This is a genomic window from Pseudomonas sp. Irchel 3A18 (genome assembly GCF_900187465.1).
Classification (GTDB): domain Bacteria; phylum Pseudomonadota; class Gammaproteobacteria; order Pseudomonadales; family Pseudomonadaceae; genus Aquipseudomonas; species Aquipseudomonas cichorii.
The window spans coordinates 49,991-73,853 of record NZ_FYDI01000007.1; the positions used below are offsets into that span (position 1 = coordinate 49,991).

The window sequence follows — 23,863 nt, forward strand, 5'->3', positions numbered from 1 at the left end:
GTAGCCCATCATCAAACGAAGCCCGCTACTGAGCGGGCTTTTTTTCGCCTGGAGAAACGCATGGCCCTGACTTCACGTCTCGCGCTTGAGGTTGACGGCCGTAGCGCCGAGGCGCAGATCAACTCTGTCCGTCGCGCGCTGGAAGCGCTGAATGAAGCTGGTCTTCGATCAGGCCCAGTGTTGAGTGGTGCAAGCAACGCCGTGAATGGCGCAGGCCAGAACTCAAGGTCAGCTGCCTCGCAAGTGCAAGGTTTGGAAAGGCAGGTTAAGTCGCTCGCATCAGCCGCTGCTGGCTTGGCAGGCCCGCTTGCCGCCGCATTTAGCGTCAAAGCATTTTACGACGCTGCGGAGGCTTACAGCACGCTGACCAACCGCATGAAACTGGTAACGGATGGTGCTGATCAGTTGGCGACAGCCCAGAAAGCGGTATTCGCAATTTCCCAAAGCTCATATCAGCCTTTGAATGCTACAGCAGAGCTTTACCAGCGGATCGCGACCAATCAGAAAGAGCTGAAGCTGACCGGCGAGGGAGTTGCCGGCGTCGTGGGCACGATCAGCAAGACGCTGGCCATTTCGGGCGCATCTGCTGCATCTGCCAGCGCAGCACTTGTGCAGCTGGGCCAAGCTTTTGCGTCCGGAACGTTGCGAGGCGAAGAGCTAAACAGCGTGATGGAGCAGGCTCCCGCCTTGTCTCAGGCCATTGCTGCCGGCATGGGAAAGACTGTAGGCGAACTTCGCACGCTTGGTGCGGCAGGACTGCTGACAGCTGACGCGGTTGTAAAGGCGCTTCAGGCTCAAAGGGTGGCCGTAGATGAGCTGTTCAGCAAAACAAATGTGACCATCGGCAACAGTCTAACCGCCGTCGGGAACTCGTTCACCCAATTGGTCGGCAATCTTGACCAAGCAAGCGGGGCAAGCCTTGCGATATCTGCAAACCTTGTAGCCCTATCTAAGTCTATGGACGCGCTGTCTGCAACCTCTGGATCGCTCGAAACGACCGTCAACGCTGTAGGCGCTGCGATGTCTGGAATTGGTGCCGCCGGGGCAGTATTACTGGCAAACAAGCTCGGCACAGTGCTGTACGCGTATACATCCACCAGGGCGGCAGCCATCACTCAAGCCACAGCCACGCTCAATTCAGCAAACGCTGATGTAATTAAGGCCAGGACAGCAGCCGCTGCCGCTCAAGCCGATATGGTTTTGTACCGGGGGACGATTTTGCAGACCGTTGCAGCTGGTCGGTACGCTGAGGCAAGGTTGCTTCAGGCTGCCTCTGATGAGCGAGCACGGGTTGCAGCGCTCGGTCTGGCAACTGCTCAGCGTGGTCTGTTGGCGTTTCTGGGAGGCCCCGCAGGTATAGCTTTGGCAGTTGGTGCTGTTGCAGCAAGCATGTTTCTCATGCGCGACAACACTGACGAAGCGAGCAAGGCTCTTGATCAGCAGGGATTGTCAGTCAGTGACATAACAAAGAAGTACGAGGCGCTCAACAGCGCCCAGCAGCGCGTCAAGCGTCTTGAGTGGGTTGATCAGCAGACTGCGGCGCTGGCTTCAGCAGACGAGGCTCTAAAGTCTTATGTAGATCGCGTGAAGAACGGCGCTCTTCAGGGGGCATTTTCTGGAACCGGTGTTGGTAATCTGACCGGTGAGTTTAATCGGTTGATTCAGGAAGTTCGCGACGGTAAGCGGGATCTGGACAGCGTCAACCAATGGCTTAAAGATTCCGTAAATCTCAGCAGCGCCGCCGAGAAAGCTTTGGCCGGAACGTCTGCCGAGTACCAGCGCAACGTTGATCGCAACAAGGAGCTGGCTACAGTGCTGGGCCAGGTCAGTGGTGAGCAGGCGAAAACCGCACAAAGCTCGGCCATGCTTGCGGCAGACCAGGCCAGCACTGGAACACAGACTCGCGCACAGCTAGCAGAATGGCAGAAGTACATCGCCAAGCTTACCGAGGCGCGCGACCTGGTCGGAGCCAACGAAAAAGCCGAGGCTGCGTACCGGGCTGGGAAAATGGGGCTGACGAAGGAGCAGGCCGCTCAGGCCGATATCGTTGCCAGCCAAACCGACCTGCTCAAGAAGTACGAGGACGCGGTAAAGGAGGCCGATAAGGCTCAGCAAACTGCGCTCAGATCGCAGTTGATCGCCCTGTACACCCAGCAGCAGGCAGCAGAGGACGCAACCGCAGCGGTCAAGAAGAGCCACGAAGAGGCTGCCAAGGCCGCCGAGACAAGCGCCAATAAGCAGATCGAGCAGATGCAGCGGGTCATCAACGCAGCATTGAAGTTGCAGGGCGGTCCGCAAATCGATCTTGGCATGCAGAAAAAGCGCACCGGTTACGACCTTTTGACCAATGGTGCTTCACCGCTTGTGCCTACCCGGCTTACCCCGGCGCAACTCGCTGACAGGCAGTTGCAACAGGTCACAGAGGGCACCAAGCCAAACAAAAACGCCGGCAAGGAGAAGGCATATCAGGAAGATGCCGGCACCAAGATGCTCGACGATGCGCGCCAGCGTTACGCGGTCCTGCAGCAGCAAAGCAAGGAATTGATCAACCAGGATGGAACGATCAAGTCCATCGGCGCCGAGCAAAAGAAACTGGTCGAACTGGAAGCGGAGATCGCCCAGCTCAAGGAAAAGAAAACGCTCACGACTGCGCAGAAGCAGGTTCTGGCCATGGCCGAACTGAACATTGCACAGCAGAAGCAGAACGCCGCGCTCGAAAAGGAGACTGAGCTTCGCAAAACCGCTTACGAGGAAACGCAGAAACTTGCGGCCTTCCAGACCAACTTGGCCAGCCAGCTGGCAAAAGATCAGACCGGCCTCAGCAACAACTTGGCAGGTCTGGGCCTGGGTGACCAAGCAAAAGCCCGGCTGCAGGAGCAGTTCAGCATCCAGGAGCAGTACCAGTCCCAGCTGGACAACCTGTTGCAGCAACGCAACGAGGGGAAGATCAGTCAGGACCTGTACAGTAAGGAAACGAACGCACTGAATGCCGCGCTGCAAAGCCGCCTGGCAATGCAGCAGAAGTATTACTCGGACGTCGACAAAACCCAGTCCGATTGGACGCTGGGTGCCAGTTCGGCGCTTGAGACCTACCTCGAGCAGTCGCGCGACGTGGCCGGGCAGACTAAGCAGCTGTTTTTGAACGGTTTCAGCAGCATGGAGGATGGCGTACTTAAGTTCGTAAAAACAGGGAAAGCCTCGTTCAAGGATTTTGCCGACGGTGTAGTTTCTGATTTTTTGAGGATTCAGATTCGGCAGGCCGCTGCAGGTTTCTTGGGGACCGCATTCAGCTTCCTGAGTGGCGGTAGTGCGGCGCTTGGCCAGGGCACCATGACAGGTTCAAGTCAGACAATCTCGCAGTCTGGATTTTCTGGAGGCGGATATACCGGCGACGGGGGCAAGTTCGAGCCGAAGGGCGTTGTCCACGGCGGCGAGTTCGTCGTCAAGAAGGAAGTTGTCAGTCAGCCCGGCGCACGAGAATTCCTGGAGCGCATGAACGCCAACACCAAGGGCTATGCCGATGGCGGTTACGTTGGCAAGGCGGCTACCACTGCTGCATCTGGTGGCTCGCAACAGGTCATCACTACCGGAAGTAACGGCCCGTCCATTCAGCAGAATTTCCAGTTCCAGGGTACGCCTGATGAGGCAACTATCAGTCTCGTTCGTGACGCTGCTTATCAGGGTGCAAAAGGCGGCTACGAGATGGTTATGCGTGACCTCAAACAAAACGGCCCAATCCGCCAGCTGATTGCCAGGCGTTAAGCAAAAGGAGTACCGCATGGCTTTCACGTGGCCTGCTTCGCTGCGCCCGTCAGAAATGACATGGGGCATCGTAAACAACGGCAGGGCGTTCACGTCGACACTCTCGAACGCCCAGCAGATCGTCGGGCACCCTGGGGCGTACTGGCAATGCACGCTGACGTTCGGCTTGCTGACGAGGGAACAAGAGCGCGAGCTTTCGTCATTTCTCGGCAAGCTGGACGGCATGTTTGGGACGTTCAATCTTCCAGCTTTCACCAGAAGCCGGAAAACCAGCATCGGGGCGCTCAGCGTTGTGAGCGGCTTTGCTCAGGCTCGCAGCATGATCATTGCTGGTGCGCCTGCCAGTTCCCCGGTGTTCAGTACAGGCGACTACATCACCATCTCGGGCGAGATGTTCGAGGTCACCGATCCTGTTTCATCGAATGCCCAGGGGCAGGCCACGGTTCCGTTGAACAAGCGTATTCGCAAGACGCTTACGCCCGGAGCAGCGGTTGAATACCTCAATCCTTATTCGGAAATGCGCATGACCTCTGATACATGGTCCATGACGCTCCGACCAGTTGTCGCCAGCGGCAGCTACCAGTTCAGGGAGGCTTTCTGATGCCCTCAGCATTCCCCTTCAGCCAAGGTGTGGTTGATATCATCGCCACCGGCCGATTCATGACCGTGTACGCGGTGCAGCTCGACTTCCCGGACGGGATGGTGTTCGCCCATACCGGAACCGGCGAGCTGGTCGTCGACGGCATCACCTACGAGGGCGTGGGCAATTTTGGTCAGGTCAGCCAGTCGCAAGAGAGCGACAACTCGGGGTCGCCCATGTCTGTGGACCTGACGCTGAGCGGCCTGGACGCTTACATCCTCTCTGAAACAAACATCAAAGGCTGTCGCGGGCGGATGGCCAAGGTCCTGTTCGTTGTGTTCGACGAGGCCGGTAACTACGCCTCCGACATTCTGTTTTCCGGGCGGATGGATGCTGCGAAATTCTCGTTCGCAGGCAATGGCCAGGACGGCAACAGCATCACCGTGCCTGTGGTTGACCGGATGGCCGAGTGGAGCCGCACCGGTACCGAGCGCTTCACCGACGAGAATCACCGCGCCCGGCACCAGGGTGACCGGTTTTTCTACGCAATCGCGCAAATGTCTGAGTGGCCCATTTATTGGGGGTCGGCAAAGGACGCGCCGACCTTCAACTACGGAAGTTAGATATGCGCCATCGAGATTGGACTACTCGTCTGAACGAAGTGATCAAGGCTGCCCAGGGGCGGCCTTTTTTGTGGGGCGAATTTGACTGCTGCCTGTTCGCCGCCGACTGCTCGAAAGCTGTGTGCGGCGTCGATCCGGCTGAGCAGTACAGAGGCAGCTACACGACCGAAGTAGGGGCCAAGCGTGCGCTGAAGAAGCGACACGGCAGCCTCGAGGCGGCATGGGATGCCTGTTTTGCGCGTATCCCGCTGGGGTTTATTCAGCGCGGCGACGTCGTGATGTATGACGCGCCGGGCGGGAGAAGCATGGCTGTCTTCTGGGCGGGTGATTACTGGGCGACAACCGATGACGGTGTTGCTCGCGTTGTGTGCGAGCCGCTGGCCGCCTGGAGGGTTGAATGAGCAGTGGCGTTAAGAAGCTTGCTCAGGTCGTGGTTGGAGCCGTAATCGGATTCGTTCAGGGTGGCCCGGTAGGCGCAGCAATTGGCGCAGGCCTTGCTTTCTATGCGGCGGAACAGCAGGAGAAGCTCAACACCAAGTCGCCCTTGCGCGACAACGAGCCATCAGCGCAGACGGTCAGATCCTCAAAGGCCCCGGTCCGCTTCATTCTGGGCAAGGTTTCCACTGGTGGCGTGCTGGTCTGGGCTCAGGAACAGTCAGGCACCGCTACTGAGGGCGAGCTGCTGCACCTGGTCTACGTGCTGTGCGAGGGCGCAGTCGATGGCATTGAGGCCATCTATCTTGGCGAGGAAGAAATCAGCTCTTACGGCGAGTTCGCGAGCTATGAACTGATCGTCAACCCAACCGAGGTGAATGCATTCCTCAAAGCCAACTGCCCGGACTGGAAAGACAGCCAGATCGGTCGCGGCCTTTCGTTCGTCCGGGTCACTCTGAAGTACAGTGCCGAGAAATTTCCATCCGGCATTCCTGATACCCGCTTCGTGGTTCGCGGCCGTAACGACATTTACGACCCGCGCACCGGCAGCAATGTCTTCACCGAGAATACGGCGCTGCACATCCTCTGGTTCCTGCGCAACCGCTGCAACGTGCCGGATGATGAGATCGTCTTTGAGACGTTCGCCAGTGCTGCCAACGTGTGCGACGAGGCGATTACCAATGCCGATGGCTCTGTAAGCCCGCGCTACCGCACCTCATGCGTTGTCGGCGCGGACGAACAACGGCCTGGCGTTCTGCAGAAGTTCGAGGCGGCCTGCGCGGGAAAACTGATCCGTGTCGGCGGTCGCTGGATGTTCCAGGCCGGGGCATATTACGGGCCGTACGATTTCGAGATCACCGAAGACATGGTCATCGGCACGATCACGGGCAGCACCGAGCCAACCAATGATTCGGCCATCAACACTGTGCGCGGCACCTTCATTGACCCTGAGCAGTCGTGGACAGAGACTGATTATCCCGAGGTTTCGATTCCTGAGTGGGTGCTTGAGGATGGCGGAGAGGCGGCAGAGACCCTGACCTTCTCGTACGTCACAGATGCGTACCAGCCGCAGCGTCTCGCAAACATCGAGTTGCGTCGACGCAGGGCTGGTGGTGCGATCAGCATTCCGATGAATTTCGCGGGCTACAACTGTCGGCCTGGCCGGGTGGTGCGGGTCAACCTGCCATCCCTGAGTATCCTCGGTGAGTTCATCGTATCCGACTGGTCTATGGGCGAAAACGAAGGCTGCACTGTGCAAGTGAAGCAGTACAGCGCTGAGATATTCGATGATGCTGTGGGTCAGCCATACAACCCAATTGGCTTCATTAATCTGCCCAGCGGCGGGCTCGGGACGCCAACCGGCCTTTCGTGGGCCGCAGGCGATGACGCAGAGGTTGTGCAGGGCGTGCTTTCCTGGGTGCCGCCACAGGGTATTGTCAGTTCTTATGTGGTTACTGTGCGCCAGGGCGCTGGAGTCGCTCAGTCACGCTCGGTGCCAGCGACGGCCAATACGCTTGCCATCAACGGATTGGCTTCAGGCACATACACGATGAGTGTGGCCGCCTTGGGCCCAATGGCAAGATCTGGAGAGGCAACGATATCGGTGAGCATTCAGGGGCCGCCAATCCCGGAATCCTGCGTTGTTCAGTCCTCGATCAACAGCATCGTGCTGGCCCCCCAGAACCCGAACTACGGGCTTAACGGCGGCACCTACGAGTACTTTTTCAGCACCAATCCGAATGCGACATCAGGCACGGCCCAGTACCTTGGCCAGGGTCTGTCGTTCACTCACAACGATCTGGCTTTCTACACCAACTATTACTACTTCATTCGCTCGTCGAATGCCTACGGTAAGAGCGCCTTTCTGTATGTGCCCACATCAACATCGAATGATGTGTCTGCATACCTTGCTGCTCTGGCAGGACAGATCGGTGAGACGGAGCTGGGCCAAGAGCTTGTCGACAAGATCGACGGATTGCAGGAGCAGATCGACGATCTGTCGAACCCGATCATGTACGAGCCATCAGACGCTTATGCGAAGGGTGCTGTTGTGTATCAGGGCGACAGGCTCTACCAGTCGATAGTTGCGGTTCCGGCAGCGGCTGACGGGAGCAATGCGCCGCCGAATGCGACTTACTGGAAAGATATCGGGGAGGTACTTGTCGAGGCAGGCGCTCTGGCTGGCCAAGTCAGTCAGAACACGCTGAAGATCGAAACCCAGGGTCAGCAGCTTGCAGCCCAGGCGACGAAGTTAGATGGCGTGTTCTTGCAAGTGAACCCTGCCTTGGCTGGCGACACGGCAGGATTTGCAGGCTCCGACCAGGTTTATGTAGGTGTCTGGTCTGAGCAGTCAGCACGCATCGAGGACGGCGTGGCGACCGCAAAGCGCATCGATACTGTTCAAGTCTCGGTCAATGACACGGCAGCGACTGTTCAGACCGTAAGCCAGGCTGTGGTTGCTCTGGATGGCAAAGCCTCGACTATGTGGGCTGTGAAAATGCAGCTCACTGCCGACGGGCGCTACGTTGCGGCTGGCATTGGCCTCGGCATCGAGAACACGGCAGCAGGCCTGCAAAGCCAGTTCCTTGTGAGCGCTGACCGGTTTGCGATCGTGAACACTCTTGCGGGCGGCGCCATTTCAACGCCGTTTGTTGCTCAAAACGGCCAGCTGTTCCTGGGTCCGACCTTCATTGCTGACGGCACGATCACGAACGCGAAGATCGGCAGCTACATCAGTTCTACGAACTATATAGCTGGTCAGTCGGGCTGGATTCTGAATAAGGACGGCACGCTTGAAATTAACGGGGTTGTTGCGGGTGGCGGGCGGCTGGTTATCACAAGCAGATCAGTCAGGGTTTACGACAGCAATAACGTGAAGCGGGTTCAGCTTGGAGATTTAAGCGAATGACTTTCGGTGCGCGGGTCTGGAATGAAAACTCGTCACTTGTAATGGATACCACAACATTTACTTATCAGATTATGGGGCAGTGGCTGCTTGATTTCAGCGCAGCCACACCCACAAATCTTGTTAACTATACGTTGTCGATTCCTGGGTTTGATCCGGCTAAGTGCTCACTTTTTCTTTTGCCAACGAGATCTCAGGATATTCCAACAAGTGAGGGCGAGGGGAATATGAAGTGTTATCCCTTCGTCCGCACTGCTGCGAATCAGGTTGAAGTTCTCAGTCGAAACCCAAGCGCAAGCAGCGCAACGCTGCCTTCTCGTGTAGTTGTTCGGGCGATGGCAATCAGGTATGCATAAATGACATTCGGATTCAGAGCAACTAACGAAAGCAGTTACGTACAGATAGACTCAGAATCGCCCAGGCTGTGCATGATTGAAAAGGGCTCATATGGCGGAAGCAATTACACAGTCACAGTGATGTTCTCCATCCCTATAACTACCGCTGAGCCGCCAATGGTTTTTATAAGGCCATCGGTGAATAACGGCAATGAGCTTTATCGAACAATGATTCTTTTGGGGTCGTCTGGAGCATGGACGGGCTTTCAGATCACCGCAATGAACATTGCATACCAGCCGACTGGAACTTGGTTCGTAGCCACCTTTGCATCAAGAGGTACCGCGCTATACGGAATGAGGCTCTGGGACCCTGCTTCAAAAATCATCTATGACAGCGGGGCCTATGCGGTTGCGGTCACGAATGTGCTTCCTGGCTGGTCGTACGCCGGTCAGGTGCAGGTCGATATAGGTAGGCGCTACAAGTGGGTTGCCGGCCGAGGCTTGGCAGCCGACGAATATTTCATGATCAACGTGTTCTCTCTCGGAATACAAGACAACGGATCGGGCTCCACGTGCGCAGTTTCGATTGACTATACAAACAATCAGACGTGCATGTGGTCGAGCGGATTTACAGCATGGCTTGATCAGGGGCACAGGCCTGTTGTGTTCGCAAAGCTCGTCGTATAACTACTATCTTGTGGGGCTTTCATGGCAAAGCAAAGTATCAATCTTGGAACCGCGCCAACCGGTGTTGGCGGCGACACTCCACGAAGCGCATTCACTAAAGCTCAATCAAACTTTGATGAGATTTACGCATTCATGGCGGCAGCGCCAATTACAAAGCGATGGACTAGCGCGGAAATGTCAATCGGTGGAGGCGCATCTATCCAGCTCAACCATGGCATGGGGTTGCAGCATAAGGTTGCCAGGGTGACTTTCCGGTTCGATAGCGGACAGGGCGGCTACTCCGTGAATTCAGTTATAGAAATTTCTGCCGGCGCCGCAGTTATCGGGACGACAGAATATGGCTTGCAGTTCTACAACGTGACTGCAAATTCATCAACTTTGCTTATGTGCAATGCCGGTGTTTTGTTTGCAAGGATAACCCCGAATGGCACCTTGGGCGCCCTACCTCTTTCGAGTGGAAAATTCACAGTGGAGCTGTGTGCATGAAAGAAGAATCAGAAGTCACGCTGGAGACTGTATATGGGCCTCCAATTCGCTATTACATCGATGCAGCAGGGAAATATATTGGAGGGACGGACGGTGTAGCGCTTAGTGAATATGAAGTCGCGTTTCCTCCGGAGTATTTCGATCAGATATGGGACGGCGCGGCATGGGGCGAAAGCATCTACTGGCTGACTCAAATCGAAAATGCATGGCGCGAGTCTGAGATCTTTGTGATCGTGCGTCAGCTTGAAGCCCTTGAGGAGGAAGAGGCAGGCGTTCCTCCAGACGACATTCTGCCCGGCACTCGGACGCAGTGGCTCGCCTACCGTGGAAAAGTCCGAGCTTGGAAAGAGGGCTTTCAGGGCTTTCCGCATCAAGCAAATCGACCGGTGCGCCCCGTCGAGTAACCGAATACAGCCAAGCCTGCCATCGAGCAGGCTTTTTTTCGTCTGGAGAAAGACAAATGCCGATCACCCAGCAGCAACTGCTGCAAATCCTACCCAACGCCGGTTCTAAAGCCGGCGTTTTTGTTCCTGCGCTCAATGCGGCCATGGGCCGGTACCAGATAATCACTCAACTGCGCATTGCAGCGTTCATCGCCCAGATCGGCCATGAGTCCGGCCAGTTGCGCTACGTGCGTGAGCTGGGCAATGACGCATACCTGAGCAAATACGATACCGGTCGCCTCGCTGCGAACCTCGGCAACACCCCGGAAGCCGATGGCGACGGTCAGCTTTACCGTGGCCGGGGGCTGATTCAGGTGACGGGCCGGGCGAACTATGTCGCCTGTGGTGAGGCGCTGGGGCTGGATCTGCTCAAGCGTCCTGAGTTGCTCGAGCAACCGGGGCATGCCGCAATGTCCGCAGCCTGGTTCTGGGATCGGGCAAGGCTGAATGCTTTGGCTGACAGGGGGGATTTCCTGTTGATCACCCGACGTATCAATGGCGGCACCCATGGTCTTGCCGAGCGGCAGGAGTTTTACGATCGCGCATTGAAGGTGCTGTCGTGATGCCTGGCACCGGGAGGCCGTGGGCGATAGCTGCTGTTATTGCTGTGCTGGCGGCAGGTCTATGGCTGGCGTACAGCCATGGCCGATCAGTCGAGAATTCCGAGTGGCAGGCCCGCTGGAATGATCGCAATGCCGAAGACCATAAGGCCCAGGCCTTGGCACAAACCAAAAACCGAACCGAAGAACAACGCCGCCAGAGCGCGGCCAACCAGGTGGCGAACGATGCGAGACAAGAACAGGCCGCTGCGCTGGCTGATGCCGCTGGCGCTGATGCTGCTGGCGACCGGTTGCGCGTCGAAGCAGGAAAGCTGGCAGCCGCTGCCAGTTGCGTGCCCGGCGATTCCGGAATTGCCGATAGAGGCAAGAATGCCGCCCGTGCCGCCATGGTGCTCTCCGACCTGCTCGGCCGGGCTGACGCGAGAGCGAGAGAGCTGGCTAAATATGCTGACTCCGCCCGAATAGCGGGGCAGGCGTGCGAGGCGGCGTATCGTTCACTGCTTATAAAGAGGGGGTGATTGTGTTCGTCGGCAGGACGCCGGATGATGGGTGTGAAGTCGAATCGTTGCGAAGCGGTATGCTTTGTTGCGAAGCGCTTGTTCTTGCGCCTCAAGGGGAAAAGCTCGCAAACCATTGATTTAAATGGTGCCCCGAGCCGGGGTCGAACCGGCACGTCCAGAGGACGAGGGATTTTAAGTCCCTTGCGTCTACCAATTTCGCCATCGGGGCGGTAGCGCCAAGGCAGGGAATATATACATCCCGTCCCCATGAAGCAAGCGTGCAAGTCCTTCAGATGGCACAAGATGTTACTTTTTCCGTGAAATGAAAAGTCTCTGTAAATCATGGGGCTACGAAACCTGCTTGCGATGAAGCAGGAGGTTCCCGGTTCGTATCTCTGTCAGATACTCACCTCACGATTTCTTCGTGGTCGCGACGTCTTCCATGCTTTGCGCCAGGCTGTGTAGGTAATGGGCCAGGGCGACCTCTTCCAGGTGCAGGCCTTTGCGTTGTCGGCTGCGGGGCAGTTTCGCCAGGTCGCCCAGCAGGAAACCCTCCAGCACGGCGGGGTGGATGTAGCATTTGCGGCAGATGGCGGGGGTATTGCCCAGTTGTCGGGAGACGCTCTTGACCATCTCGACGATGTGTTTCTTGGCATCGGCTTCCGGCTCCCAATGCAGTTTGCGCAGGGTTGCCAGGGCCAGCGCGCTGGCGGCCCAGGTGCGATAGTCCTTGGCGGTGAAGTCGGCTCCGGTCAGGTCTTGCAGGTAGGCATTGATATCCGAAGAGGTGACGGTGTGGCGTTCGCCGTTATCGTCCAGATACTGAAAGAGGTTTTGCCCCGGTAATTCCATGCAGCGCTTGATCACATTGGCCAGTCGTCTATCCCGCACACTGACGCGATGTTCTATGCCGCTTTTACCCCGAAACTCGAAGACGATTTGCGTGCCGTGCACTTCTACGTGTTTGTTGCGCAGGGTGGTCAGGCCGTACGAGCGGTTTTCCTTGGCGTAGCGACTGTTGCCGATGCGGATCAAGGTGGCGTCCAGCAGGGAAATGACCGTTGCCATGACTTTTTCGCGACCGATGCCGGGTTGTGCCAGTTGTGCTTCGATCTGTTTGCGGACCTTGGGCAGTGCATGGCCGAATTCGATCAGGCGCGAGTATTTGTCCTGATCCCGGATTTCCCGCCATTGCGGATGGTAGCGATATTGTTTGCGGCCTCGGGCGTCGCGGCCAGTGGCTTGCAGATGTCCGGCCGGGTCGGCGCAGATCCAGACGTCGGTGTAGGCGGGGGGAATGACCAGTGCGTTGATGCGCTGTATTTCTGCCTCGTCGCGAATGCGCTGACCATCGGTATCGAAGTAGGCGAACTTGCCTCGCAGGATCTTGCGGGTGAACCCTGGCTGAGAATCGTCGACGTAATGAAGTCCAGGCACTGCTGATGAACTGGCGGTCGGAGAGGGCATGGTCATGTTTCCAGGTCGGTTAACAACACTGACCACGCCTGCTCGAGCGGGTGCCAATTATTTCATGCCAGTACCGCGACGGCCTTGATCTGCGCCCAGAGTTGCTGTCCGGGGTAAAGTCTCATGTTGTCGTAGGAATAGCGGGTGATACGCGCCAGCAAAGGTGTGCCGCCAGCATCGAGCCGCACCAGCACATGTGCCGTATTGTCGGCGGCGACTTCGCTGATCACGGTCACGGGTAACCGGTTGAGAATGCTGCTTTGGTCATCGGCCTGCAGGTTGAGGCTGACATCGCGTGCCTGCACCTTGACCCGCAATGTCTTGCCCTTTGCCAGTTCGGTGTGAGCAACGGTCAGGCGCAGGTCGCTGTTGGGCAGGGTGATGGTCAGCAACTGGTAATGACTGTCGTAGGCGCTCACTGCGCCTTCGATCACCACGCCAGCATCGTCGCCTATGGCCAGCGGTAGATCGAGTCTGGCGAGGGTTTCCTTTATGGGGCCACAGGCCAGAACGCTGCCTTCCTCAAGCAGTACCAGATGATCCGCCAGACGTGCCACTTCATCCTGGGAGTGGCTGACGTAGAGCATGGGAATTTCCAGCTCGCTATGCAGGCGCTCCAGATACGGCAGGATTTCGCTTTTTCGCTTGCTGTCCAGCGCGGCCAGCGGCTCGTCGAGCAGCATCAGGCGCGGGCTGGTGAGCAGGGCGCGGGCAATGCCGACTCGTTGGCGTTCGCCGCCGGAGAGCTTGTCTGGCTGGCGATCAAGCAGGTGGTCGATGCCCAGCAAGACCGTAGCGTGCTGCATCTGGATGCTGCGCTGGTTCTTGGGGATGCGGCTCAGGCCGAACTCCAGGTTGCCGCGTACCGACAGGTGCGGGAACAGGCTGGCTTCCTGAAAGACATAGCCGATCGAGCGCTTGTGCGGTGCGAGGAATATGCCGTTGGCCGAGTCCTGCCAGACCTCGCCATTGACCTGGATAAACCCCTGTTGCGCTTTTTCCAGGCCGGCGATGCAGCGCAGGCAGGTAGTCTTGCCTGAGCCGGACGGGCCAAACAGTGCCGTCACGCCTGTGCCCGGCAAGTTCAGGTCAACATCCACCTTGAAGGTGGGAAAAGCCATCTGCAGGCGAGCGGCGATGGGCGATGCCATGAGTCAACTCCAACCTGCTTTGGACTTGCCGCTTGAGTAGAGCGCCAAAAGAACCAGAAATGAAAAAACCAGCATGGCACCCGCCAGCCAGTGAGCTTGCAGGTACTCCATCGACTCGACGTGATCGAATATCTGCACCGACACCACACGGGTCTTCTCGGGGATATTGCCACCAATCATCAGTACCACACCGAACTCGCCCACGGTATGGGCAAAGCCCAGGATGGCACCGGTGATGAAGCCCGGCTTGGCCAGCGGCAGAATCACATGGAAAAAGGTGTCCCACGGGCCTGCTCGCAGTGTGGCAGCCACCTCCAGTGGGCGCGTGCCGATGGCCGCGAAAGCATTTTGCAAAGGCTGCACGACAAAGGGCATCGAGTACAGTACCGAGCCGATCACCAGTCCGGTGAAGCTGAACGTCAGGGTACCCAGCCCAAGGCTCTGGGTGAGCTGGCCGACAATACCGTTAGGTCCCAGCAGGATCAGCAGGTAAAAGCCGATGACGGTCGGTGGCAGCACCAGCGGCAATGCCACCACTGCGCCCACCGGGCCTTTGAGCCAGGAGTTGGTCCTGGCCAGCCACAGGGCGATGGGCGTGCCGATCACCAGCAGGATGACGGTTGTCAGCGACGCCAGTTTCAGCGTCAACCAGATCGCCGCGATATCGGCACTCCCCAGCGGCATTTACAGTTGATACCCGAAGGATTTGATGACACTGGCCGCCTGCGGGCCTTTGAGGTATTCGACCAGCGCCTTGGCGGCCGGGTTGTCCTTGCCTTTGTTGAGGATCACCGCGTCCTGCTTGATAGGATCATGCAGTTCGGCGGGGATGATCCAGGCCGAGCCGCTGGCAAGTTTTCCATCCTTGTAGATCTGCGACAGGGCGACAAAACCCAGTTCGGCATTGCCGGTGGACACGAACTGATAGGCCTGGGTGATGTTCTGGCCTTCGACGATCTTGGTCTTCGTTGCATCGATCAGCCCCAGTTTGCCCAGCACTTGAGTGGCTGCCAGGCCGTAAGGTGCGGTCTTGGGGTTGGCGATGGACAGATGCTGATATTGACCGGCCTTGAGCACGTCGCCCTTGCTGTCGACATAACCCTCTTTGGCCGACCACAGCGCCAGGGTGCCGACAGCATAGGTGAAGCGCGAGCCTTTGACGGTATCGCCTTCCTGTTCAAGCTTGGCCGGGGTGGTGTCGTCGGCGGACAGGAACACTTCAAAAGGCGCTCCGTTCTTGATTTGGGTGTAAAACTGGCCGGTCGAGCCAAAGGCGGCGACAAGCTTATGTCCGGTGTCTTTCTCGAAGTCCTTGGCGATGGCCTGGATCGGCGCCGTGAAGTTGGCAGCCACGGCGACCTGGACCTCATCGGCAAGGGCGGAGGTCATGCCCAGAGCCGCGATGGCTGCAGCCAGTGATCTGAGGGTGATGCGTGACAGGAACGCTCGCATGAAACGGCTCCGGGATATTTTGAGGGGATAATTAGCGCGACAGCCACAGGGAGTCATACGCTATATATTTAAATATATAGCGATGACGCATTCCCATGGAAGCGCTGTTTCACTTCCCGGAGAGTATTTTCAGCGCATTATCAGCCAGTTGACGGGTCAGTTCGGCTGCGGACAGCTCATGCTTGATGCCCACGGCCTGGCCTGCCCACAGGTTCATGAAGTCGCCGTTACCCTGTGGCTCGGCTTTGGCACGAAGGGGGATCAACGCACCGCCAGACAGGGGGAAGGCGGGCGCAAGAGGGCTCATGGGGCCGATTTCTCTCATGATCCGGTTGACGATGCCCCGTGCCGGGCGACCAGTGAAGATGTTGGTCAATGCCGTCTGGCTGTCCGTAGCGCTGCGCAGGGCCTGATGATGCGGCTTGCTGACCTTGGCTTCGGGGCAGAACAGATAAGCCGTGCCCACTTGCACCGCCGATGCGCCAAGGATGAAGGCCGCTGCGACACTTCGGCCTTCTGCAATGCCGCCTGCGGCAATGACTGGCACGCTGACGGCGTTGGCAATTTGCGGGACCAGGGCAAAAGTGCCGACCTGGGTATGGAGTTGGTCGCTGAGGAACATGCCGCGATGGCCGCCTGCTTCATAGCCCATGGCAATAATCGCGTCGCAGCCGTTTTTCTCAAGCCAGACAGCTTCTTCAACGGTGGTGGCCGAGGAGAGGAGCCTGGCGCCGGTCGCCCGGACTCTGTCCAGCAAGGCGCGTTCAGGAAGGCCGAAATGGAAGCTCACCACTTCAGGTTTCAGGGCTTCGACCAATGCGCAGCTATCGGCATCGAAAGGTGCCCGGCTTGAAACCGGTGTGGGTGCAGCGTAATCGGCACCCAGTTCTTGATAGTAAGGCTGTAGCGCTTCTTTCCAGCGTGCGTCCCGCTCAGGATCGGCAGCAGGCGGCGTATGGCAGAAGAAGTTCAGGTTCAGCGGTGCCTGGCTGTATTGGCGAATCAACGCAACTTCTTCGCGTATTTGCTCAGGGCTCAGCATGGCGCAGGGGAGTGAGGCCAGTCCGCCTGCATTTCCGACGGCAATCGCCATTGCCGATCCAGTGGCTCCGGCCATGGGGGCCTGCAGGATGGGCAGGGTGATGGATAGCAGATCAAGGATGCGGTTGTCAGGCCATGAACTCATGCCAGAGGCTCCATATCGAAGGCAGTAAAACTGCTATTGAGCGCGCAGCCATCGTCTTTGGCAACCCTTCAGGCGGATGTTGGCTCACATGGATTTGACTTTTGAGACGGTCGGTCTAATATTGCCGCCATGACGACATTATCCGATAAGCCCAGACGCCCCGGTCGTCCGCCCAAGGTGGACCGTGAAAATCTGGAAACCCGCGAAGCCCTGATTCGCCGAGGCCTTGAGGTCCTGACCGAGCAGGGCTATATGGCCACGGGCATCGATTACATCCTCAAGGAAGTGGGCGTACCCAAAGGCTCCTTCTATCACTATTTTGCCAGCAAGGAAGCCTTTGGCCGCGCAGTGCTGGAGAGCTACGCCGGTTACTTCGCCCGTCGCCTGGATCGCTGGCTGCTGGATGAATCGCTTTCGCCGCTGGAGCGGCTGGTAGGGTTCGTGCAGAGCGCCAAGCACGGCATGGCGCGCCATGATTATCGACGCGGTTGCATGGTGGGTAATTTTGGCCAGGAAATCAGTGTCTTACCTGAATCTTTTCGCGTTGAACTTGAAGATATTCTTCAGGGCTGGCAGGCCAGACTCACCCATTGTCTGAAAGCAGCCCAGCAGGCTGGTGAGCTGGCCAGGGATGCGGACTGCAATGAGCTGGCGGCTTTTTTCTGGATCGGCTGGGAAGGCGCGGTGCTGCGTGCGCGGCTGGTTAAAAGCGATAAACCCTTGAATACCTTTATTGCGGGCTTTCTTCGCGGCTTGCCGCAATGATTGCTCGGGTCTATTTAAAGACGATCGGTCTAAATTGGAGGTGCATATGTTCAAAGGCATTTTGATCAACAAGGACGAGCAGGGATACCGCGCCAGTCTGGCAGATATCGATGAAGCTTCGCTGCCGCCGGGCGATGTGACGGTGCAGGTATCCAGCAGCACCCTTAACTACAAAGATGCCCTGGCTATCACCGGTGCCAGCCCAGTAGTGCGCAGTTTTCCCATGGTGCCGGGGATCGATCTGGCGGGAACGGTCGAAAGCAGCGAGTCGCCGGAATTCAAGGTGGGCGATCAGGTCCTGCTCAATGGCTGGGGCGTAGGCGAGTCGCATTGGGGTGGTCTGGCTGCCAGGGCACGACTCAAGAGCCAGTGGTTGATTCCTCTGCCCGAGGCGTTCACGCCAGCCCAGGCCATGGCTATCGGTACGGCGGGATATACCGCAATGCTTGCGGTTATCGCTTTGCAGAAACATGGTCTGACGCCCGACAGTGGTGATGTGCTGGTGACCGGTGCCAACGGTGGCGTGGGCAGCTTTGCGGTGGCCATTCTGGCCAGGCTCGGTTATCGGGTCGTGGCTTCCACCGGGCGTCCTGAGGAGAGTGAGTACCTGCAGCAACTGGGCGCGGCGCAGATCATTGATCGGGCGACCTTGTCCGAGCCCGGTCGCCCGTTGGCCAAAGAGCAGTGGGCGGCAGCCATCGATTCGGTCGGCAGCCACACGCTGGCCAATGTCTGCGCCGGCATTCGCTATCGCGGCATAGTTGCAGCCTGCGGTCTGGCGCAGGGCATGGAGTTTCCGGGATCGGTCGCACCGTTCATCCTGCGCGGTGTAACCCTGGCCGGGATCGACAGCGTCAATCGTCCTCGCGCCGACCGCCTGGAAGCCTGGGGGCGGCTGGCCACTGATCTGGATGTTTCGCTGTTACCGCTGATCAGCCGTGAAATCGGATTGAGCGAAGTCATCGACATAGCGCCACAACTGATTGCCGGTCAGGTGAGGGGAAGAGTGGTGGTGGATATCAAACGCTGATTCAGCGCGAAGTCAGTGACCTCCATAACCTCGATCCGCTGCGCTGCCGGATGCAGCGGATTGAGCATGATGTTGCGGGCCTGAGGCAGGGCCGAGGACGGTACGATCAGCCCTAGCTGCTGACCACACCTGAGCCAGGCCGTACCGAAATCCATACTCTGGATATCGGCAGGATTGCTGGCCCATGCCTCGCCAAGTTCTTGCAGGTCGGGTTCGCAGTAAAGCTGCGGCTCATCCGGCAGCTTCACGCGTACGAGTTTCAGTGCGATGCGTGGTACTTCGGTGCAATGGATAACCGCTTCCAGCGCGCAGATTGCTGCTGTCATGCCGAAATACAGGGCTTTGTGCTCCGTGTGATTCCAGCGCCCGCCAAACAGCGCAGCACCCTGGCCACTCAGGTCTGTGGCGCACGGTGCCGTGGTGATTCTCCAGGCGTGCATCAGACAACACCGCCATAGGCGATAGCAGCGAGGGCGCGGCGTACTTGCTGGGCACCGATCTCCGTCTCACACAAGCGCAGAGGATGCTGATCACCCAATGCCGCATTGGCGGTCAGCATCCACTGGCTGGCGCGTTCAGGGGTCTCGAATATTTCCATGGCCTGGGTGGCAATCATGGCGATCCGGTCAAGGCGCTCCGAGGCTATCCGGTCCAGAGGCTGTTGCTGGCGTTGACGCCGCTCCAGGGTGGAAGTCGAGGCATTGAGCAATTCTTCAAGGTGTTCATTACTGAGCCTGAACGCCTCGCGAACCGAGCGTATCCAGCCGGGTGCAAAGCCTGAATGGATATTGCTCAGGCGTTCGCTTTCGGTACGTTTACTGACCTGATTGGCAAGTAACCAGAATTCGGCACCGGATTCGGTGCTGCGAGGAGAAACTGCGGGGGTGAACATCGGAGTGCCTGTTTTTGCCGTGAGAAAACGATCGAAAAACTATCGCAAACAGGCCATTCATCAAGTCTAAAGTTGTTACTGCCAATTGCCCGAAATCAAAAAAAAAGCCACCGCACTCACGTGTGATGGCTTAAAAGATCTAACCAAAGGACTGATGAAGTAGAGCAGGTATTCAGTCCCTGCGATGCGGTTTCGCAAGGCTGTCAACGTGTTCTGTCATCGCGGGCACAGTAACACTGCCGGGATGTATTCAATTATCAGCAACAATGATAGTGATTATCATTGTTCGCCCCTTGCGCGCCAATGCCTTGTAACGTCTGTCATAACGATGTTTTTCATTTGAAATGAAATACTTTGAATCAAATGCCTGCATTGCTGTAAGAAGTTTCACTGAGACACCTGTGCTTCAGCGCAGGGTGAAGCCATGTATATACCCATCCAAAAAATCGATTCGACCCGTCTGACTTATCCAGCAATCCGATAGCCAACGTTTCTCACCAAATTCATGCTTTACCCCTCTACAACGCACGGGTTTGAGCATGGAAAAGTTCGACATTCACCGTAAAACCAACTTTGAAGCCCTGGTCAATGAATACGGGCTCGATGGCAGTCGTCTGCTGCCATGGGATGGTTATCCGATGCCATTTGCCGGGGGCTGGTGCGTCGTTCGACCGGGTACCAGCAGTGAAGCCCACACCCAGATCGATCAGGAAATCTTCATCGCCATCAAGGGGCGTTCCAGGCTGGTGGTCGGTGATCGGGAAATGGAATTTGCCGTGGGTGACATTGCGGCAATTCCCAAACACACCAATCACTACGTCATCAACGATTCCGATGAGGACTTTCATTTCTACGTGGTCTGGTGGGACATGAACTACGTGAATGCCTTCGTCGAGCAGCACAACGAGACGACGGGGTGCCTCAATGGCTAAGTTCATTGTGACCATCACACCGCCCACGCCCAACGGCGATCTGCACATCGGCCATATCGCCGGACCGTTTCTGGCGGCGGATGTGTTCACCCGCGTCCAGCGCCAGCGCGGCCATGATTGCGTGCTGGTTTCCTACTCGGATGACTATCAGTCCTACATGCTGCGCAAAGGCATGGAGTTGGGTGTCGATCCGGTGGAGCTGGCCAATCGCAACTCGAACCGCATCGAGGCGTCGCTGGCGGCCATCAACATCAAGCCGGACAACTGGATGCGCCCATACCGGAACCCGTGGTTCGAGCAGGCAGTTGGCGAGGTGTTCGGCAAGGTTCGCAAATCCGGCTTCATCGAGTTTCTCGATGCCGAGGAGCCGTATTGCCCGGACTGTCGAGTGTGGGGCTATGAAGCCTTTGCCCGGGGCAATTGCAACTACTGCGGGGCCGAGTCCGACGCCAGCCAGTGCGAAAACTGTGCTCAGGCGCCTGATGCTGCGTTGATGAGCGATCTGCACTGCAAGCTGTGCAAGCAGCCGTCGCAATGGAAATCCACCCATCGTGCCTTCATGAAACTGGCGGCGTTCAAGCCGGTTCTGCGCGACAGGCTGCTGGGCCGCAAATGGCGCAAGCCGCTGGACAACTGGCTGCGCGAAACTGTTGAACACCTGCATGACTGGGGTGTGACGCGCCCTGAAGATGGCGGGCTCGATCTTGAGGTCGATGGTTCATGCCGGGTGCATACCTGGTTCATGGGGCTGGCCGGTTACATGGCGGCTTTTCGCGAGTATGCGGAGCAGGCTGGACGCCCCGAACTGTTCCGCCAGTACTGGCAGTCGGGGCAGGGGACGCTGGTGCATTTTCTGGGTTTCGACTGCGTATTCAGCCACGCCATCGTTTACCCGGCGCAGCTTTCTGCAATGGATGACATCAAGGTCAACCAGCGTTTCATTCCCAACCAGTTTCTCAAGCTCGATGGCCTGAACCTGTCCACCAGTCGAAACCATGCCATCTGGGTCGGGGATCTGGCCCGCGAGGCCTGCGCGGACAGCGCCCGTCTGTACCTGGCCAGTATTGCCCCAGAGGAAAGCGAAGGCGATTTCCGTCTGCAGCACTTCCTGCAATGGCGGCAGAGGGTATTCAACGAGTTTTTCCCGGCCTTGCTGGAAGCCGGGCAACGCTGCGATGACTGCTGGTGGAGTGGCGTCTGCGGCCAGGATGCCGGTTTGCTGGAAGCGCTGCGTCTGCAATGGATCAAGGCTTCGGACTCCGAACATTTCTCGATGAAGGGCATGGCTCAGGTGCTGCTGGATGTGATCGCCATTACCGCTACGCGCCTTGCCGAAGGGCGCACGGTGATTCACCTGGCGGCGTTCCTGGCTGTGATCGGCAAATCGCTGATCCCTGAGATGTCAGCGCGCATCGTCACGGCATTCGGGCTGCCCGAGACACGGGTAAACGCCACGGTCATGTCCGGCTCGGCCGCTGAATACTCTATCTGAGCAGGAACATCTCGATGTTCATCGATTATGAAATTGCGGTGATTGGCGCTGGCATCGTGGGCGCCAGCATTGCCGCGAAACTGAGCAGTACGGGTATTTCCGTGGCGCTGATCGACAAGGGCGCAGCAGGTGCCCTTGGGGCCAGCGGTTATTCTGGCGGGCTGGTGCGTTTATACGACACCGATCCGCTGTTGATGGAACTGGCAGCGTATTCCATTGGCTTGATGGATGAGGGCGTTTTCGCCACCACGTATTCCAGTGCATTGCGTCGCACCGGCATGATTTATCGTGCCGCACCGGATCAACTGGAGGACATCTGGAGCGCGATCAGGCAACACGCCAAAGTGCGTTACCCGATGCATCTGGTCGGCACCCATGAGCTTGACGGCGTGCATTATCCACACTGTCACAAGGAGGCGCGGGTCAATCTGTTCGAGCCCCGTGCCAGTGTGGGGAATGTGCGTCAGGCCGTGGCTTTGTTGAGTAATGTGGTCCGTCAGTACGGGTTGTTGCTGGAGCACAGTGAAGTCAGGTCCATCGACTGTCGTTCCAGTCACGACGTTCGCATCGAACTGGGCAGCGCCACCTTGCGCTGCCGGGCGGTGGTGATTGCCGCCGGGGCCTGGAGTCCGGATCTGCTGCCAGGCATGGACTTCGGACTTGAAACCCGCTCGATCCCACTTGCACGAGTGATGACCGAAAGCACCTGGTTGATGCCGGTGATCGATGCCGTCACCCAGTCTTACGGCATTCCCCTGACCCGCAATATCGTGCAGACCGGCTGTGGCTTGCGAGAGGCGGGTGCGTGGCCGGAAAGTCTTGCCTTGCCTGATGAGCGTCATGCTCTGGACGCCAACCAGCGGGTGCAGCAACTGTCGGCCTCCACCGGCCTGATCAGCGTGCTGGATGTGCTGCCGGGCTTTGACAGCTATAGCCTCGATGGCAGGCCGTTGGTGGGATTCTGCGGCGAGCACAGCCCGGTTTACATGGCCACCGGTATGTCCGGGCTTGGCTTCAAGTTTGCCCCGGCGATTGCACAGATTGCCTTCGACCAGTTGCGCAGTCATCTGGCAGGCCAGGAACTGAGCAGTGACTGGTCGGCCCTGTCACCGGCCCGCGCCCGCAATGACTCCGCCGACTCGAGCGTGCAGCCATGACCTCAGTACAGACGCCCCGGGCTCTGCGGGTTGGCGTGAGTGCGTTGTTCGACCCCAATGACACGCCTCATGCACGAACCTTTCTGCGGGCGCTGGCTGTAGCCCGCAACTTCATTGCCGGACTGGACCGGGTGGAGTGGCGTTTTCTCGATGATGGCGCCAATGCCGCACGGGGAGTCGAGGTTGCGCGACAGATGATCGACTGGGAGGTTGACCTGGTGGTCGGGCATTTCTCTTCCGATGCAGCGCTGAGTGCCGCGCCACTCTATCAGCAGGCGGGAATCCCCTTGCTGACGCCTGCCGCGACCATTGACTGCCTGACGCTGGAGCACCCCAACGTCTTTCGTTTTTGCCCGTCGGATCGGCAACTGGCCAGTGATCTGCTGGCCTGGCTGAAAACCCGAAACTGGCAGGTTCTGCATATCGACGCCGACGACAGCGCCCACGGTCAGGCATTGGCCAGTGCAATCGCCGTTGCAGCCAGACAGGCTGGGCTGCGCCGGGTTTTCGAGCCCGATCAGGCCCAGGTGGAAGTCTTCGCCGGACGCTTGCAGGCCAGCCGCGAGCACTGGATTGCACGACGCCAGTCGGGCAGTACGCGACCTCTGGTGCTCACTGACGACGCCGCATCGCCTTACCTGGGCAATGCACAGGCTGATGACCGCGACACCTACGTCATCGGTTTCGGTGTAGCAGGCCTGGCTGAAGAACCGGAAAGCTCTTCGCGTCAGGCAACGGATTTTCATCAGCAACTGTACGGCGCAATGCCGCAAACCTATTACCGCGAAAGCCTGCTGATGCTTTACGTACTTGGGGTCTTGGCCAACAGCACTTTGCGCAAAGCCGAACTGTCAGCCGCCTTGAGCAACACCATTTTCAACACGCCGCTGGGCCTCGTCAGTTTCGACCGGGGCGAATGCCGGGGGGCGTTCAACAGTGTCTGGAAGCTGGGCGAGAGAGGGCTCGTCCCCGTGACCGAATAACGCAACACCTCTATCTGCTTACTGCCATTTACTCCAGTTC

23 protein-coding genes and 1 tRNA gene are annotated in these 23,863 nt (G+C 58.0%); 16 read left to right on the plus strand and 8 right to left on the minus strand.

From position 1 onward, the window contains the following. Positions 1–60: 60 nt before the first annotated feature. From CKW23_RS15770 to CKW23_RS15820, 10 genes are all read left to right on the plus strand, one after another. Positions 61–3,762 (plus strand): phage tail tape measure protein, encoded by a 3,702-nt coding sequence (locus tag CKW23_RS15770; RefSeq protein WP_095067940.1) that lies wholly within the window; start codon positions 61–63, stop codon positions 3,760–3,762. A gap of 16 nt (positions 3,763–3,778) precedes the next feature. Then, complete coding sequence (locus tag CKW23_RS15775) at positions 3,779–4,363, plus strand: hypothetical protein (protein WP_095067941.1); 585 nt, start codon at positions 3,779–3,781, stop codon at positions 4,361–4,363. Next, positions 4,363–4,965 (plus strand): hypothetical protein, encoded by a 603-nt coding sequence (locus CKW23_RS26695; RefSeq protein ID WP_177434651.1) that lies wholly within the window; start codon positions 4,363–4,365, stop codon positions 4,963–4,965. Before CKW23_RS15775 ends, CKW23_RS26695 begins: the two co-directional genes overlap by 1 nt. A gap of 2 nt (positions 4,966–4,967) precedes the next feature. After that, on the plus strand, positions 4,968–5,366 hold the full coding sequence (locus CKW23_RS15785) for a hypothetical protein (protein ID WP_095067942.1): 399 nt from the start codon (positions 4,968–4,970) through the stop codon (positions 5,364–5,366). Next, positions 5,363–8,308, plus strand: coding sequence for a DUF1983 domain-containing protein (locus tag CKW23_RS15790; RefSeq protein ID WP_095067943.1), 2,946 nt, complete (start codon positions 5,363–5,365; stop codon positions 8,306–8,308). Before CKW23_RS15785 ends, CKW23_RS15790 begins: the two co-directional genes overlap by 4 nt. Positions 8,309–8,661: 353 nt before the next feature. Further along, entirely contained in the window at positions 8,662–9,327 is a 666-nt protein-coding gene (locus CKW23_RS15800; RefSeq protein ID WP_095067945.1) for a hypothetical protein, read from the plus strand. 21 nt (positions 9,328–9,348) lie between these two features. Further along, positions 9,349–9,813, plus strand: coding sequence for a hypothetical protein (locus tag CKW23_RS15805; protein ID WP_095067946.1), 465 nt, complete (start codon positions 9,349–9,351; stop codon positions 9,811–9,813). Continuing rightward, a complete protein-coding gene (locus CKW23_RS15810; protein ID WP_095067947.1) occupies positions 9,810–10,217 on the plus strand; it encodes a hypothetical protein in 408 nt (135 codons plus the stop codon). Before CKW23_RS15805 ends, CKW23_RS15810 begins: the two co-directional genes overlap by 4 nt. A gap of 56 nt (positions 10,218–10,273) precedes the next feature. Further along, a complete protein-coding gene (locus CKW23_RS15815) occupies positions 10,274–10,819 on the plus strand; it encodes a glycoside hydrolase family 19 protein (RefSeq protein ID WP_095067948.1) in 546 nt (181 codons plus the stop codon). Continuing rightward, positions 10,819–11,334, plus strand: coding sequence for a DUF2514 domain-containing protein (locus CKW23_RS15820; protein ID WP_095067949.1), 516 nt, complete (start codon positions 10,819–10,821; stop codon positions 11,332–11,334). The genes CKW23_RS15815 and CKW23_RS15820 overlap by 1 nt, the downstream gene beginning before the upstream one ends. 125 nt (positions 11,335–11,459) lie before the next feature. Here the strand turns inward: CKW23_RS15820 and CKW23_RS15825 are convergent. The 6 genes from CKW23_RS15825 to CKW23_RS15850 form a co-directional block, all read right to left on the minus strand. Next, positions 11,460–11,545 (minus strand) — tRNA-Leu (locus tag CKW23_RS15825). 182 nt (positions 11,546–11,727) lie between these two features. Further along, positions 11,728–12,783 carry a DNA topoisomerase IB gene (locus tag CKW23_RS15830; protein ID WP_095067950.1) on the minus strand — a complete coding sequence of 352 codons (1,056 nt, stop codon included), beginning with the start codon at positions 12,781–12,783 and terminating at the stop codon, positions 11,728–11,730. Between the two features lie 62 nt (positions 12,784–12,845). Further along, complete coding sequence (gene modC / locus CKW23_RS15835; protein WP_025260320.1) at positions 12,846–13,934, minus strand: molybdenum ABC transporter ATP-binding protein; 1,089 nt, start codon at positions 13,932–13,934, stop codon at positions 12,846–12,848. Positions 13,935–13,937: 3 nt separating this feature from the next. Beyond that, entirely contained in the window at positions 13,938–14,618 is a 681-nt protein-coding gene (modB, locus tag CKW23_RS15840) for a molybdate ABC transporter permease subunit (RefSeq protein ID WP_095067951.1), read from the minus strand. Further along, complete coding sequence (gene modA / locus CKW23_RS15845; RefSeq protein WP_177434652.1) at positions 14,619–15,386, minus strand: molybdate ABC transporter substrate-binding protein; 768 nt, start codon at positions 15,384–15,386, stop codon at positions 14,619–14,621. 109 nt (positions 15,387–15,495) lie between these two features. Beyond that, positions 15,496–16,572, minus strand: a complete 1,077-nt coding sequence (locus tag CKW23_RS15850; protein WP_095067952.1) for a nitronate monooxygenase family protein — start codon at positions 16,570–16,572, stop codon at positions 15,496–15,498. A gap of 129 nt (positions 16,573–16,701) precedes the next feature. Here CKW23_RS15850 and CKW23_RS15855 point away from each other — a divergent pair, with 129 nt between their 5' ends. Both CKW23_RS15855 and CKW23_RS15860 read left to right on the plus strand, forming a co-directional pair. Then, positions 16,702–17,337: a TetR/AcrR family transcriptional regulator gene (locus CKW23_RS15855; protein ID WP_095067953.1), complete on the plus strand. Its 636-nt coding sequence runs from the start codon at positions 16,702–16,704 to the stop codon at positions 17,335–17,337. 46 nt (positions 17,338–17,383) lie between these two features. After that, positions 17,384–18,367 (plus strand): MDR family oxidoreductase, encoded by a 984-nt coding sequence (locus tag CKW23_RS15860; protein WP_095067954.1) that lies wholly within the window; start codon positions 17,384–17,386, stop codon positions 18,365–18,367. On the opposite strand, the gene CKW23_RS15865 is transcribed toward CKW23_RS15860, so the two are convergent. Next, on the minus strand, positions 18,328–18,807 hold the full coding sequence (locus tag CKW23_RS15865) for an RES family NAD+ phosphorylase (RefSeq protein WP_025260314.1): 480 nt from the start codon (positions 18,805–18,807) through the stop codon (positions 18,328–18,330). The two genes, CKW23_RS15860 and CKW23_RS15865, sit on opposite strands and share 40 nt — an antisense overlap. Next, positions 18,807–19,259 carry an antitoxin Xre/MbcA/ParS toxin-binding domain-containing protein gene (locus CKW23_RS15870; RefSeq protein WP_095067955.1) on the minus strand — a complete coding sequence of 151 codons (453 nt, stop codon included), beginning with the start codon at positions 19,257–19,259 and terminating at the stop codon, positions 18,807–18,809. Before CKW23_RS15870 ends, CKW23_RS15865 begins: the two co-directional genes overlap by 1 nt. Positions 19,260–19,798: 539 nt before the next feature. Here CKW23_RS15870 and CKW23_RS15875 point away from each other — a divergent pair. Genes CKW23_RS15875 through CKW23_RS15890 form a run of 4 tightly spaced genes read left to right on the plus strand, consistent with a single transcriptional unit; the run spans position 19,799 to position 23,823 of the window. Then, entirely contained in the window at positions 19,799–20,191 is a 393-nt protein-coding gene (locus tag CKW23_RS15875; RefSeq protein WP_025260312.1) for a cupin domain-containing protein, read from the plus strand. Continuing rightward, a complete protein-coding gene (locus tag CKW23_RS15880; RefSeq protein WP_025260311.1) occupies positions 20,184–21,683 on the plus strand; it encodes a methionine--tRNA ligase in 1,500 nt (499 codons plus the stop codon). Before CKW23_RS15875 ends, CKW23_RS15880 begins: the two co-directional genes overlap by 8 nt. Before the next feature lie 14 nt (positions 21,684–21,697). Then, the gene (locus CKW23_RS15885; RefSeq protein WP_095067956.1) at positions 21,698–22,840 is read left to right on the plus strand and encodes an FAD-binding oxidoreductase; all 1,143 of its coding nucleotides are present in this window, start codon (positions 21,698–21,700) and stop codon (positions 22,838–22,840) included. Next, positions 22,837–23,823 carry an ABC transporter substrate-binding protein gene (locus tag CKW23_RS15890; protein WP_025260309.1) on the plus strand — a complete coding sequence of 329 codons (987 nt, stop codon included), beginning with the start codon at positions 22,837–22,839 and terminating at the stop codon, positions 23,821–23,823. Before CKW23_RS15885 ends, CKW23_RS15890 begins: the two co-directional genes overlap by 4 nt. The last annotated feature ends 40 nt before the right edge of the window (positions 23,824–23,863 follow it).

Bases quoted from the DNA above. Each gene is read 5' to 3' on its own strand.
- CKW23_RS15770 (WP_095067940.1), top strand. From the start codon at position 61: ATGGCCCTGACTTCACGTCTCGCGCTTGAGGTTGACGGCCGTAGCGCC.
- CKW23_RS15775 (WP_095067941.1), top strand. From the start codon at position 3,779: ATGGCTTTCACGTGGCCTGCTTCGCTGCGCCCGTCAGAAATGACATGG.
- CKW23_RS26695 (WP_177434651.1), top strand. From the start codon at position 4,363: ATGCCCTCAGCATTCCCCTTCAGCCAAGGTGTGGTTGATATCATCGCC.
- CKW23_RS15785 (WP_095067942.1), top strand. From the start codon at position 4,968: ATGCGCCATCGAGATTGGACTACTCGTCTGAACGAAGTGATCAAGGCT.
- CKW23_RS15790 (WP_095067943.1), top strand. From the start codon at position 5,363: ATGAGCAGTGGCGTTAAGAAGCTTGCTCAGGTCGTGGTTGGAGCCGTA.
- CKW23_RS15800 (WP_095067945.1), top strand. From the start codon at position 8,662: ATGACATTCGGATTCAGAGCAACTAACGAAAGCAGTTACGTACAGATA.
- CKW23_RS15805 (WP_095067946.1), top strand. From the start codon at position 9,349: ATGGCAAAGCAAAGTATCAATCTTGGAACCGCGCCAACCGGTGTTGGC.
- CKW23_RS15810 (WP_095067947.1), top strand. From the start codon at position 9,810: ATGAAAGAAGAATCAGAAGTCACGCTGGAGACTGTATATGGGCCTCCA.
- CKW23_RS15815 (WP_095067948.1), top strand. From the start codon at position 10,274: ATGCCGATCACCCAGCAGCAACTGCTGCAAATCCTACCCAACGCCGGT.
- CKW23_RS15820 (WP_095067949.1), top strand. From the start codon at position 10,819: ATGCCTGGCACCGGGAGGCCGTGGGCGATAGCTGCTGTTATTGCTGTG.
- CKW23_RS15830 (WP_095067950.1), bottom strand. From the start codon at position 12,783: ATGCCCTCTCCGACCGCCAGTTCATCAGCAGTGCCTGGACTTCATTAC.
- modC (WP_025260320.1), bottom strand. From the start codon at position 13,934: ATGGCATCGCCCATCGCCGCTCGCCTGCAGATGGCTTTTCCCACCTTC.
- modB (WP_095067951.1), bottom strand. From the start codon at position 14,618: ATGCCGCTGGGGAGTGCCGATATCGCGGCGATCTGGTTGACGCTGAAA.
- modA (WP_177434652.1), bottom strand. From the start codon at position 15,386: ATGCGAGCGTTCCTGTCACGCATCACCCTCAGATCACTGGCTGCAGCC.
- CKW23_RS15850 (WP_095067952.1), bottom strand. From the start codon at position 16,572: ATGAGTTCATGGCCTGACAACCGCATCCTTGATCTGCTATCCATCACC.
- CKW23_RS15855 (WP_095067953.1), top strand. From the start codon at position 16,702: ATGACGACATTATCCGATAAGCCCAGACGCCCCGGTCGTCCGCCCAAG.
- CKW23_RS15860 (WP_095067954.1), top strand. From the start codon at position 17,384: ATGTTCAAAGGCATTTTGATCAACAAGGACGAGCAGGGATACCGCGCC.
- CKW23_RS15865 (WP_025260314.1), bottom strand. From the start codon at position 18,807: ATGCACGCCTGGAGAATCACCACGGCACCGTGCGCCACAGACCTGAGT.
- CKW23_RS15870 (WP_095067955.1), bottom strand. From the start codon at position 19,259: ATGTTCACCCCCGCAGTTTCTCCTCGCAGCACCGAATCCGGTGCCGAA.
- CKW23_RS15875 (WP_025260312.1), top strand. From the start codon at position 19,799: ATGGAAAAGTTCGACATTCACCGTAAAACCAACTTTGAAGCCCTGGTC.
- CKW23_RS15880 (WP_025260311.1), top strand. From the start codon at position 20,184: ATGGCTAAGTTCATTGTGACCATCACACCGCCCACGCCCAACGGCGAT.
- CKW23_RS15885 (WP_095067956.1), top strand. From the start codon at position 21,698: ATGTTCATCGATTATGAAATTGCGGTGATTGGCGCTGGCATCGTGGGC.
- CKW23_RS15890 (WP_025260309.1), top strand. From the start codon at position 22,837: ATGACCTCAGTACAGACGCCCCGGGCTCTGCGGGTTGGCGTGAGTGCG.